The organism is Bacteroides sp. AM16-24 (genome assembly GCF_003471885.1).
Taxonomy (GTDB): Bacteria; Bacteroidota; Bacteroidia; order Bacteroidales; family Bacteroidaceae; genus Bacteroides.
Genome location: NZ_QRKI01000005.1, coordinates 14,147 through 27,074, shown reverse-complemented (window position 1 = coordinate 27,074; position 12,928 = coordinate 14,147). Strand labels below are relative to the sequence as shown.

Annotated in this window: 7 protein-coding genes; all 7 read right to left on the bottom strand. The window is 45.4% G+C overall.

Features of this window, described 5'->3' with window-relative positions:
* Positions 1 to 57: 57 nt before the first annotated feature.
* The gene (locus DW182_RS07665) at positions 58 to 1,443 is read right to left on the bottom strand and encodes an alginate lyase family protein (protein ID WP_118295191.1); all 1,386 of its coding nucleotides are present in this window, start codon (positions 1,441 to 1,443) and stop codon (positions 58 to 60) included.
* Between the two features lie 25 nt (positions 1,444 to 1,468).
* Positions 1,469 to 2,896 carry an Ig-like domain-containing protein gene (locus tag DW182_RS07660; RefSeq protein WP_118295190.1) on the bottom strand — a complete coding sequence of 476 codons (1,428 nt, stop codon included), beginning with the start codon at positions 2,894 to 2,896 and terminating at the stop codon, positions 1,469 to 1,471.
* 36 nt (positions 2,897 to 2,932) lie between these two features.
* On the bottom strand, positions 2,933 to 4,648 hold the full coding sequence (locus tag DW182_RS07655) for a RagB/SusD family nutrient uptake outer membrane protein (RefSeq protein ID WP_118295189.1): 1,716 nt from the start codon (positions 4,646 to 4,648) through the stop codon (positions 2,933 to 2,935).
* 12 nt (positions 4,649 to 4,660) lie between these two features.
* The gene (locus DW182_RS07650) at positions 4,661 to 7,867 is read right to left on the bottom strand and encodes a TonB-dependent receptor (RefSeq protein ID WP_118295188.1); all 3,207 of its coding nucleotides are present in this window, start codon (positions 7,865 to 7,867) and stop codon (positions 4,661 to 4,663) included.
* 46 nt (positions 7,868 to 7,913) lie between these two features.
* Complete coding sequence (locus DW182_RS07645) at positions 7,914 to 8,429, bottom strand: sigma-70 family RNA polymerase sigma factor (RefSeq protein WP_118295187.1); 516 nt, start codon at positions 8,427 to 8,429, stop codon at positions 7,914 to 7,916.
* Between the two features lie 215 nt (positions 8,430 to 8,644).
* Positions 8,645 to 9,901: an ATP-binding protein gene (locus tag DW182_RS07640; protein WP_118295186.1), complete on the bottom strand. Its 1,257-nt coding sequence runs from the start codon at positions 9,899 to 9,901 to the stop codon at positions 8,645 to 8,647.
* Between the two features lie 94 nt (positions 9,902 to 9,995).
* On the bottom strand, positions 9,996 to 12,800 hold the full coding sequence (locus DW182_RS07635) for a two-component regulator propeller domain-containing protein (RefSeq protein ID WP_118295185.1): 2,805 nt from the start codon (positions 12,798 to 12,800) through the stop codon (positions 9,996 to 9,998).
* Positions 12,801 to 12,928: the final 128 nt, after the last annotated feature.

The following is a 12,928-nucleotide window of genomic DNA, read 5'->3' as shown; positions in this document are numbered from 1 at the left end:
TTATTCTTTATTTCTTATAGAATCTCATTGGTTTTGTTTAACTGTCAACCTTTGCTTTTATTCACGATACAGCATCAGCGTTCCCCAACCTAGTTGGTCGAAAGCACCACTGTTGGTGCCGTAACGGTTCCCACCGTCCACACCACCTTCGGGGCGCATCTTGTCGGCGGCCATCTTGGCGTATTTATAGCCACTGCCCAGTTTCTTCACCTTAGCATAGTGATTGTAGAGAATTTCCCATCCCGGACGCAGGTTACCACGACCGTTGTCGTCAGCTACGGCGGTATGTATAGTACCGTGATTCTTATCGGCGCAGCTGCAATCAATGCAATATTCATAGCGGTTGAACGGCATCTGTTCTTTAGTTGCCAACCAGGAACCGGCGGCGTTCAGCTGGTCTGAACCGTTGCGCAGATTGAAGAGAGCTGTATACTCACCCATTTTCATTATTGCATTGTTTTTTGCGGCAAAGAAGTCGAGTTGAGTCACTGTTGGATTGCACTGGAAGAGGGTGTAGGCCATTTGACACAGATTAGCTGTTACAGCTACCGACATCATGGCGTGTCCTTGGTCGCGACCGCTTTCCTGGTTTTGGGCTATTTCTTCTCCACTTCCCAACGGATCGGTGAAAGTGCCTTGAATGAGTTTGCCGATGTAGCCGTTGCCTGCTCCATTGTAGAAGTAGTTTACTATATAATTTACCATTTCGTCGTCTTCATTCAGGATACCGATGGCAAGGTACGAACACATATTCACTAAATCCCAGTTAGACCAGTAGTGATCGCTGCAAGTACCTTGATGACGTTTCATGAAGTCCAGGTTTTTAGGAGCAAAAACATCTTTCATCCATTTCTTGAAGGTGGTCAAATCGTTGGCTGCCCAACCTGCATAAGTTTGCATGATTTCACCTGCATTCGCGAAAGTATAACCTTGTGCACCTGCGGCAAGCATGTGATTGGAATCGTTTGAGGTTACTTCCTTGCACACCTTTGCCCAAGCATTCATAATTTTGATGGAAGCATCGGCATATTTCGTATCGCCTGTCAGCTTCCATAACAATGATAGTTGGTAGGCAGCGGCGGCATCGCGCATTGCGTTGCTGTAGTTCTCATTCGTTCCCGTTCCTGTAGCATCACCACGTACTATCTTTTCGGTAGGCGTAGGAGTATAGGTAACATTTGTAAATTGGCTGCTCTTCAGCAGATTGAATTCATCCTTTACTGCCTGCGGTGCGCTTCCGTTATCGAGCATCGTCTTCACACGTGTAAAGTCGGCCTCGTTGAACATGGCGCAAGGGTGAGTGTAGGTGTATTTGGCAACCACTTCTTCATAAGGCATCTCCCAACTGTCGATGTCTGTTGTTCCGTCCTCGATTTCACTGGAACAGGCTGTGAAGCCTGTTACCAGTGAGAGACCTAATGCAAATATCAAATTCTTTTTCATTGTGAGTATTCTTTAGAGTTGTATTTTAGTTTCCGGTTGCTATCTCCGCTTCTGCAAATGCTTTCGCTTCGGCTATGCTCTTGAATGTACGAATCCAGTAAACCGTATATTGGCCGGTAGGCAGGTTCTCATTATAAATGTCCGCAACCTTGATTTGGAAAGTATTGGCTTCTACCACACCATTGCCTAATGCTGCATTGATAGACGGTACATCATAATATATCAGATTCGTACCATCACTCAGAAGTTCTCCGACATGGGCTCTACCGGCATTTCCGGACTTAGTTACCATGTCCAGTGTGTATGCACCACCTTGTCCGATTCCTTTTCCGCCAACTGGCAATGTGGAACGCATGGCAAGTACCGGATAGTTGGAGAAATCAAGGTTGATGGGGACATTTCTGAAACTCAAGTCCGCACGTCTCATGGTAGCGTTTTGAGCACCGGCTGTAACCACCATTTTACCGTCTTCTATCACATAGCTCGAATAAGCCTGTCCAATTTTCCAACCGTCGAACCCATTCTGACCATCCCAGATCACCCAACCGCTGTCAACGGTTACAGATACGGAAGCCGTCTGACCTGTTGCCTTGCAAGTAGCCGTAATAGTGGCGGTTCCGAAGCCCTTCGGTGTTACAACACCCAAATCTACCGTAGCAATGTTTTCGTCACTTGAAGTCCAGTCTACTGAACCTGTGGTAGCGTTGGCGGGTGTGTAAGCAATATCCAGCTGAACTGGGCCACGAGAGATACAAAGCGGTTCTGTCAAAGCAGAGATAGAGACGCTTTCTACCGGAATGTACTCTTTGATATTCAGCTCATAAGAAGCAGATACACCACTACGGTCGTGTGTGTAAGCTGTAATGATTGCCTTGCCCGGTGTCAGGCAGTTTACCAGGCCATTTTCTGATACTGTAGCGATGCTTGGGTTACTGCTTGCCCATGTCAAATAAGAATAGGTGTGATTGGCCGGAAGGATGGATGCTTCCAACTGAATCCGGTCTGTTTCATAAATGTCTTCTCCCTCTTTCGGATTGACCAACGTCATATCGGTAGCCTTTATGATTTCGGGTATTACATTGACCGTTACTGAGGCTGATGGACCAAAACCTATGGCGGGAGTCACACTAATGATGGCTGTACCTTCGGCTATACCGGTAATAGTACCTTGCTGCGAAACTTTGGCAACAGTTTCGTCGGTTGACTTCCAGATAATGGAACGATCTTCCAGTTCTTCGGGAGCATCAATCGCAAAAACAATGGTAGAGTCCATGCCAATGGCAAGCGGCAGGTTCTCACTTACCTTGAATGTGATGCCGTTGATCAGTTTGGCTTCGGGCATGGCAGGAGTAAATTCTTGATCCTTATCACATGCAGTCAGAGCCATGCAGGCCGCCAGCATCCCGATGGATGCCCGGCTCAAGCCTTGATATATAGAATTTCTATTCTTCATGTTGTTATCTTCTTTTTATGAATGAAAAACATTGATTTATTCTCCCCAACCCGGGTTCTGTTTCAGGTTCGGGTTCAACTGCAACTGGTCGGTAGGTAATGGGTAAAGATAGTGTTTATCTTCCCATTTACGTCCTGACTCCAGAATGATGAAACCGTTGCTGTTCCTTTCATTGGTAACGCCCGGCCATTTGTTCTGGAACTCTGTACCTGTCCATCTGATACCCAGGAAGTCCTGTGGCATTTCTGTTTCAGCTGTCTTCCAACGCTTCAGGTCGTCTATACGGAAACCTTCGTTGAACAATTCAATGGTACGTTCACGGCGAATTTCAGTTCTCATATCCAGATCGTGAGTTGTAGCAAATGCATTGGTCAGCTTGGGCATTTTGGTATTGATGCGGCAACGGACCAAGTTGAGAGAGAGGTTCAGGTCTTCGTCAGAGATCTTTTCATCCCGTTCAAATACGGCTTCGGCATAGTTCAGCAGAACTTCTGCGTAGCGGATGATGGGGTAGTCGTAGCTTTCGTAGGTGTCATTCACATAGCGTTCACAAGCCCATTTCTGGTTGTTGTAACCGCTTCCGCTGGTAGGCACCAAGCCTTTGATGGAAGCAGAAGCGCGGTCGACAGCATCGCCTGTCCAGTTGACACGTGAGTTCAGGTTACTCCAAAAATATTCATAAGGTTTGCAGAGGGTATAAACCATACGGTTATCCCTGTTCAGATATTCGTCCAATATCTTTTGGTCTCCTTTATATACTTCGGATTTCTCGATGGGAAGTCCGTCCTGGCAGAGATACATTGCCGCAAACTTATGAGAGATCATTTGTGCATTTGCCAAACATTCTTTGGTGATATTGGAACCGATGGGAGCTAATGCTTCGTCGTGACGGCGGGAGAAGATGTATTCTGTATTGGCGCTTTTCTGCAATCCGGCAGGGTTACACTTTGTATCTTCCAGGATAAACATATACTTCTGTGCACTGTCACCCAGAATGGCAGGTGCAAACAATGAGAAGTTTTTAGTGTTGATCACTTCCTTTGCTGCATTTGCCGCAATGTCCAACAAGTCTTTACCACGAGCTGTGTTACCACGGAACTTCTGCCATGTTCCTTCGTAGAGTGCTACACGGGAAAGCATTGCCCAGGCGCCTTCGCGACCTACACGTCCTTTTTCAACAGTAGAAGTGACGGGAAGTAATTCGGCGGCATCTTTTAAATCCTGAATGATGAGGTCGGCTACTTCGCTGCGGTCGTTGCGTGCTGCTTGCATTTCGGGAGCAGTAACATCAATCGGTGTAGTGACTACTATGACATTTCCAAAAAGCTGCAACAGGTCAAAGTAGCAGTAAGCGCGGAAAAACTTGGCTTCACCGATATATTGTGCGATGTCACTCTGATTTGCAAAACTCTCTGCTTTCTGTAAGAGGATATTTGTACGACGAATGCGATTGTAAGCATCGGTGTAGTTGCCGTCGGAAGCCGGTATGCTGTTGGTTCCGTTAGCAAATACATTCTTACTGCCTTTATCCATGATAAGGTCGGAACGCTTATCGGAGTGGGGAGCATCGTAGACGCTGTTTTTGAAATCGCGTGTCCAGCCATAGAACTGATTGGAGAACAACTTGAAGTCTGTAGCAGTCTGCCAATAGTTACCATCGGCAATCTGGTCTTTCGGATCCAGGTCGAGACAGGAATGTAGCATACATCCTATTGCCAGTATCAAGATAGATTTGATTGTATATTTTTTCATATTTGTCTTCAATTAAAAGGTTAAATTCAATCCAAAAGTTACAGTGCGCAGGAAAGGATATCGCTTGGAGTTGTCCACTTTACGGTTCGCTTCCGGATCCCATCCATCGTTAATTTTGCTGTGTTCCCACAGGTCGCTGCCCGTAACGTATACACGTGCCTTGCTCAGTATTTTTGTCTTGGCAAGCAGGGAAGCCGGAAGTGAATAACCCAGAGTTACATTCTTCAAACGCAAATATGCTCCGTCTTCTACCGACCATGAAGAACATTGGTAGTTGTAGTTGTTAAGTTCAGACTGGTTGGTCAGTGCAGGGAAGAATGCGCCCGGATTATCCGGAGACCATGTGTTGCCTATGTGCTGGTCGCTCGTGTTCAGATAAACGGCACGCATGGGAATTCTCCATGTACTTTCCTCACGCCAGATAGTACGTTTGCCTGCTCCCTGGAAAACGATGGCAAGGTCAAAACCATTCCACTCCAGACCTGCATTGATGGAGAATTGTACTTTAGGATCGTCTGTACCCAGATATACAAAATCTTCTTCTGTCAGTTTACCATCCTTGTTCACGTCTTCAAACATGTTATCGCCGAGGCGCAGATTGTTGAGTGTTCCGATGGTGCTGGTATTCTTGTATTTATCCACATACTTTTTCAGTTGCTCTTCCGTCTGGATCTTACCGCAGTAACGGAGGCCGAATACAGAGTTCAGGGGATATCCTTCACGGTCGGAGCGTACGCCTGCTTTGATGGCTCCACTGCCACCGTTATCTACTAACTCATTGGTGGTGTAGGTAAATGTACCGCCGATGTGATAGTTTACTTTGCCAATCTTATCGGACCAGTTAATCATACCTTCCCAGCCATGTGCCTTGAATGCACCATAGTTTGCCGTAGGAGCTTTGTCACCCAGAATGCCCGGATAAATCACGTCAATCAACATATTGTCACTCTTCTTCCAGAAGATTTCTGCCGTACCTGTCAGGCGGTTACGTAAGAATCCAAAATCAAGACCAAGATTGTAGTTATGGATGCGTTCCCAGGTACGGTCGGTACTCGGCAACTTACCGTTAGTGTCTACATAAGAGATTTTTCCATTACCTATCAACGCACCGCCGCTGGGGGTGAAGTTGTATAACTGTGCACCATCATAGCGGTCAACGCCACTCTGATTACCTACGCTACCGTAAGAAGCTCTTAGCTTCAATTCGTCTACAAACGTCAGATTCTTCATGAATGCTTCTTCCGAAATTCTCCATCCGGCAGAGGTACCCCAGTAGAACACCCAACGGTTTTCGGGTTGGAACTTGGAAGAGCCGTCATAGCGTCCTTGTGCTTCCAACATATATTTAGAACGGTAATTGTAGTTGATACGACCGAAATAAGACATCACGGCTTCTTGCCATTTGTTTGATTTGTCGTCGCCGTTCTTCAGGTAAACCACGTCTTTGGTACTGTTGGGAATTTCCAGGGAAGGCAGTATACCTTCTGTATAGAGGAAAGTGCCTTCATACTCTTTCAAGTTATATTGTGAACCTACCATCACCTTTACATCGTGAACATCGGCAAAGATGTGAGACCAGTCGAGGTGCCCGGACAATGAGTAAAAGTCAGTACGTGAATTGGACTTGGAATACGAGCTCTTGTCCTCTGTAGGATTGCTGCGAACTACACGGTCGCCTGCATAGTTGTACCAGTCAATGGCTTTGCTTTGTTTATCACGAATAGCCGTCGATGTATTGTAACCGGCCGTAACAGAAGCTGTCAGGTTCTTCAGGATGGAATATCTGAATGTTTCGCTGATGTTGATGGCAGATACTTTCAACTTGTTGTCGCCGCCCAATTCACAATACCAGTTGGGAGCGCCCCAAGTTCCCCATGCGTATGGTTTGCCGTTGGCGGTAGCCGACGGGAATCCCGGTTGCTGCGAGTTGGTGGTCAGTGCCGAACCGATCTGTGTGGGTGCCACCTGATCCTGGCGGTTATAGGCAATTACCGATTCAATAGAAGCACGGTCAGACAGTTTAAAGGTATTTGTCAGACGCAGGTTGTAACGGTTGTTATTGTTATTACCCCACTTCAAGTTGCTGTCATCATACATGTAACCTAAAGATAAACGGTATTTCGAGGCATCCGTACCACCGGAAATGGCAAGTTCGTGTTGGGTCGAAGCTGCCGTTCCCCACATGATGTCCTGCCAGTCGGTATCGAAGAATACAAAGTCAGCTACATCGGTAAAAGCATTTCCAAACGGGTTCGTGCTATGGTCAAGATTGATGTACTGATTCTTATATGCCAACGCCAGTTTTGCATAACGCATCCAGGTATCATCGTCACCGTAACCGTCGTTGGTACGTGCATCTATTACAGAGGAAGCCCATTGTTCCAGGCTCATCAGATGAGGAGACAGACCGATGAACTTGCTTGTCACCGAACCGCTGTAGTCCACTTGCACTTTCCCTGCCTGTGCTTTCTTGGTAGTGACCAATACCACACCACCGGCAGCCTTACTACCGTAGATGGAAGCCGAAGCATCTTTCAGGAAGTTGATTGATTCGATATCGGAAGGATTCAACAGACGCAATTCGTTTACGCTTTCATATTCCACACCGTCGATAATGACTAACGGACTGGTCGTATTTTTTGAGACTGCACCGCGCAGACTCATGTTCCAGCTTTCATCGCCCGGAGCCGTAGAATTACGTGTAATAATGACACCGGGAACCTGGCCTTGTAATGCTTGTACAGGACTGGACATGGTTCCTTTATTCTCTAACATCTTCTGGTTCACCACTGTTACCGAACCGGTCATTGTAGCTTTCTTTTGTGTACCGTAGCCCACAACCACCACTTCGTCCAGCATTTCCGAATCTTCTTTCAGAACCACTTTCAGGTTAGTCTCATTTCCTTTTACCACAATCTCCTGTGATTTATAGCCTATAAATGAAACCACTAAAGTTCCTTTCGCATTACTCAGACTGAAGTTACCGTCAATATCAGTAATGCAACCATTCGTGGTACCTTTCACCATGATATTAGCACCGATAATGGGTTCACCGGCAGCATCTGCTACGGTACCTCTTACTGTACCAGTCTGCGCAACAGCCTGCACTTCATTAACATTGGCAACAGCCTGCTGCGGGCTACCTACACAGAGTGCAGATACCATTGCCGCTGAGAACAGAATTCTTTTCGATGAGAATTTTAGAAATTCATTCCTCATAATTTATAAATTTAAAATTAACACTATTATTTCGATTATAATCTAATTAGATGCACTGCTTGATGTATTCACGTATTTCCTTGCGGCTGATGAACAAATGGTTTTCAACCGTGCGGCGTGAGAGTTGCAGACTTGCGGAAATCTCTGATGCCGACTTGTTTTCATAGCGGCTCATGACGTAAATCTTCCTGCGTTGTAGCGGAAGGGTGTGTAACTTCTGTTTTTCACAAGCCAGCAGGTCGTTGGCGATAATCTGGTTTTCCGTTTCGTTGGTGTAGGTCACGGTGTGCTCGTATATATAAGAAGTCACTTCCTGCTTCTTATAGTGACGGCGCAGATAATCGTTCACCAGATTGCGGGCTATGGTGTAGATGAAAAACTTCACGGTATCCGGGCGAAGCATTTGCTTATAATCCATGAGACGTAGAAATACATCCTGGGCTAAGTCTTCGGCATCGTCCTTACTGTTGATTCTATAATATATATAGAAGCAGACTGAACGATGATAACTCATATAAGAGTCAGCTATTAATTGAACGGATTTCATCTTTTTGTTTTCCATGTTTCAGACTTTGGTTACGTTTTACGTTAGCTTTACGATTGCAAATATAAAAGGTAAAAACAGGAAAACAATCTTTTGCAGGGCTTAACAAATCTCATCTCATTACATTGGACTAAAAATAAATTAAGTCGCTAATATATAGTGACTTAATAATTTGAGACTGGCTGTGTCAAATAATAATTTGAGACTCTGAGGGAATATTTGGTGGTGTATAATTAATCAAGAAGCCACTTCCACAGGGGAAGTATTTCAATGGAGAGTCCGCCTTCTTCAATAAGGGAATCTTCTTCCCATGTGATGATTTGTAGTTTGTCGAGTGGATATACTTGCGATAGTTTCAGTAGTGCTTTGATTTCACGCTCACGGGTATCACTTTGCGATAACGCATAGGAAACCTGTATGGCTGTTCTAGCCTCGGGAACATAAAAGTCTACTTCTATATTCTTATTATAGTAGTATAAACCGTCACCATATTTTTTCTTTAAGGTGATAGCTACTTGATTCTCCAGTAATTTACTTTCGGGTTCGATAATAAAAGTGTTTAGTAAACCATTGTCAAAAAAGTATCTCTTTTTAATACTTTCCTTTTCACTCAGCTTATCGGAGTAGTTGGAAATGCTGAAAATCAGGTAAGCGTCATTCAGGTATTGCAGATAATCCACAAGTGTATTGTGTGAGAGTGAACAACCTGCCGACTTGATGACTCCCAGGATGCGTGCCAATGCCAAAGGCTGCATGACGCTTTCTGCCAGCTTCTTCACTATCAGGCGGATGGCATTTTCGTTTCGTATATCATTTCTGGAAATCACATCTCCCAAAAGAATCTTTTGGAACAGGGAGTTCAGCCAGGAGCGCTTATCTCTGAGTGGGAATGTCTCGGCAAATCCGCCGAAATAGAAATAGGGTTGAAACAGTTTTACCAGATTTGTCTTTACTGAAATATCATATTCCCAATTACGTGGCAGAGCGAACCGGTGGTATTGAAGATATTCGGGAAAGGAAAAAGGAAATATTTCCATGGCAATATATCTTCCCCCGAGCGTTGTATATATCTCCTTGCTTAACATTTGAGCATTGCTACCGGTTATGAATACTTTATATTGGGAGTCTGCCAGCCGACGGGCGAATTTCTCCCAACCTACCACATTCTGAATTTCATCCAAATATATCAAAGGCTTGTTGCCATACATCTCATGATAGGCTTCCAATATCAGGTTAAGCTCTTCTGAGCGTATAGAGGCTATCCGCTCATCTTCGAAATTGATGTAAAGGATGTCCTCGATTTGCGCTTTTCCTTCTGCAAGTAAACTTTGTATGTGCTGGAACATAAGATAGGACTTTCCGGCACGCCGTAACCCTACGAATACGTAGTTACATGTATCCTCCAGTTCTAATTTTCTGGGCATGAGTTCCATTTGCGGAATCTCATGTTGCTTCTCTATTATCAAGCTTTTGATGACTCTTTTTTCCATGATTCCTTAGTTTACTGCAACAAAAATAGCAATTATCTTTCAATATATTGAAAGATAATTGCTAAAAAACATTCAATGTACTTTAATTAGTGGCTTATTCGTTGTTCTTTCCGATGCTTCGGATATACTCATTGGGAGTGATGCCTGTAGTTTTCTTGAAATACCGGAAGAAGGAGGCGCGTGAACTGAAGCCGCATAATTCGGCAAGGGCACTCAGAGTATATTTGGAATACTCGTCTTCATTGATGAGGCGCTTGAATTCTTCAATACGATAATCGTTGATGTAATCGTAGTAATTCCGGTTCAGGTGTTGATTGAACAGGTAAGACAGGGTGTGAGCCGAGCGGCCGAGCATGGTTGCCAGGTCGGCTATTTTAAGTTCCGGATTGGTGTAAGGCTTCTCGCGGAGCATCAGTGCTTCCAGTTTCTCAGTCAGGTGCTTGCACTCTTCGGTACTGATTTTATTGGTCTTGTATTTGGCTTCCGCGGTTTTCTCCTGCTTCTCGATTTCCTTGGCCTCTTCGCGTACCAGAGCTTGGGGCTGAACGGCTTTTGCCTGTTTCTCTTTCCTCTTCCGTTGGAAATAGACATAGCCCAGGAAAGCGGCGGCTATAGCAATGGCTATGATGCTCCATGTTTCTATCGGGTAGGGGATTTGAACGGCTATGCACGCCATCGAGTCGGGATTTCCTATATGGCGGATTTTGAATACATACTTTCCAGCCGGAAGGTCGTAGTAAGTGATATCCGATTTTCCGGTGAGAATCTGCCATTCGTCGTCTTCTCCTTCCAGTTTGTATTCATACGTCATGTATGCGGGTTCGGTATAAGTGAAGCCCGAGAAATAAAAGGTCAGGTTGTTTTGAGAGGACTCAAGCTCTATTTCCGGTATTCCGTTGTTTCCGGTTACGGGGCGGACGGACTTTTTGCCATTGACATAGACATCAGTGATTACCGGTGGATAATTATAGCTTTTCATCCGGTTGTTTTGTTTGAAGTCCATGCAGATCAATCCTTTTGAATTTCCCATCCAGAGGATGCCTTTTTTGTCCTGTATGGGCGGGCACAGGGTGAAGATGGAACTGGGGATGCCGTCTATAAAGTTGTAAGGGATAAAGGTTTCTTTCTTATCATATCGGTACAGCCCATTGTTGGTGCCTATCCAGAGCCAATGTTCTTCATCTTCCAATATGAACATGCCGTCCTTGCCCTCCAGCAGTGTGTGGGGCTGCAATCTCCTGAAACGGCTCATGGAAAGGTCGGAGATGAACATGCTGCCTTTATCCGGCAAGAAGTAGAGGTCGTGCCCGGAGTCTTCGTATATCACTCTGATTTTCTCTTTATGTATGAAGCCTTCCGGGAAAACATCGGTTTTCAGACTTTCGGATGAAGGATCCCAGATGCACATGCCGTTTTCGGTGCATATCCATCCTTTACGGGTAGAGTCGAAGTATATTTCGTAGACGTTGCCTTCCGGCAGTTTGGAGTTGGAGCTGGTGTAGTGCTTCACTTGCTTTCCGTCCTTATAGCAATATAGCCCCATGGACGTACCTATCCATAGATTATCCTTGCTGTCGGACTTGATGCAGAAGATTTGTCCACGCATGAAGGGCTGTGACTCGTCCGGTTCAAAATCATGGATGCTCTGGTCGGAAGGATTGAATATATACATGCCGCCGCCATAAGTCCCGATGTAATATTTATCCTGGAACTTATAGATGCAGAATATCATGCTGGAACGCAGTTCGGGTGTCTTGAAATTCTTGAAAATCCCTTTGTCCTCATTGATATAGAATAAACCGTCGCGGGAGCCTATCAGTTTTTCACTCTCCGTGATCGCTATGCTGCGGACGGGCATATCTTTTGAGTCGAAATGAGGCGGATAACTGTAAGTGGAGAAAAGCCCGCTTTGATATAGGCTGTAGTCCAGTCCAAACTGATAGAAGCCTATCCAGATAAGTCCGTCGCGGTCCACCAACAGGGAATATACGGAATTTGAGCGGATACTTTCATCCTGCCCCGGTTCGTGGCGGAAGGAGCGTATAGACTTCATCTTCCGGGTGGAGACGAAATGTACTCCGTTTCCGTCGGTGCCTATATACAAAACATCTTCTCCGTCGCTGGACAGGGAAGATATGACATTGCACCCTACGTCGATGAAGTGACTGAATTGGTGAGTCCGGGTATTGAAACAGATGATGCCTTGCCCCATGGTGCCCAGGTAGAGCATGGTGCCGATGCGGGTGACATTGTTGTAGGAACAGAGATGCTTGTCTTCTACAATGTAGTGATAAGGGGTGATTTTCCTGTCGGTCAGCGACAGGGCATAGAGTCCTTCGTTGGTGACCATCCACAAGGTGTTGTCTTCGCCGAGACTCAGGCCTGTGATGATGTTGGATGCGGAAAGGACATTAGGGTCTATCAGTATTTGTTCCAGATTTCCGTTCTCGTAGATGAAGAGGCCCGCTTCGCTGCCGATGTAGAGGGCGCCCCGGCTGTCGGGCAACAGGCTGCGGACACCATATCGCAAAGTTTCTGCGGCAATGGGTTCCAGTATGTCTTTTTCATTGTTCACCCGCCAAAGTCCCATACCGTTGCCCATCCATATCTGATTTCCTGCGGTTTCGGCTATGGCATTCACCCGCTTTATTTTTTCGTTGGCTCCGGTGATGAGGAAATGTTTCAGGTAAGTGCCGTCGAAACGTTCCAGGGAATTTCCGGTGCCTATCCAAACGTAACCGATGGAATCCTTATACAATGCGTTGACCACCAGGTCGGACAGTCCTTCGGTGACGGATAATCCCCGGAAAACGTAGGAGTGGGAATAGCCCGGCAAGAAGCCAAACAGCAAGAATAACAGGAGGATATATCTTAAAATGTTTTTCACTGTATGGGACATTTGTTTTTATATATTCGTTTCAGCACAGCAAATATACGCAAAAAAGAATAAAAAGCATTGGAGTTGATGGAAATGATGATTTGACGACTATTTTTCAGCATTGTATAAAGTTGTTTACAAGGGAGGTT

What these genes read in the sequence shown, in the direction of transcription:
- DW182_RS07645 (WP_118295187.1), bottom strand. Translation starts at nt 8,429, where the DNA reads ATGGAAAACAAAAAGATGAAATCCGTTCAATTAATAGCTGACTCTTAT.
- DW182_RS07655 (WP_118295189.1), bottom strand. Translation starts at nt 4,648, where the DNA reads ATGAAAAAATATACAATCAAATCTATCTTGATACTGGCAATAGGATGT.
- DW182_RS07660 (WP_118295190.1), bottom strand. Translation starts at nt 2,896, where the DNA reads ATGAAGAATAGAAATTCTATATATCAAGGCTTGAGCCGGGCATCCATC.
- DW182_RS07650 (WP_118295188.1), bottom strand. Translation starts at nt 7,867, where the DNA reads ATGAGGAATGAATTTCTAAAATTCTCATCGAAAAGAATTCTGTTCTCA.
- DW182_RS07665 (WP_118295191.1), bottom strand. Translation starts at nt 1,443, where the DNA reads ATGAAAAAGAATTTGATATTTGCATTAGGTCTCTCACTGGTAACAGGC.
- DW182_RS07640 (WP_118295186.1), bottom strand. Translation starts at nt 9,901, where the DNA reads ATGGAAAAAAGAGTCATCAAAAGCTTGATAATAGAGAAGCAACATGAG.
- DW182_RS07635 (WP_118295185.1), bottom strand. Translation starts at nt 12,800, where the DNA reads ATGTCCCATACAGTGAAAAACATTTTAAGATATATCCTCCTGTTATTC.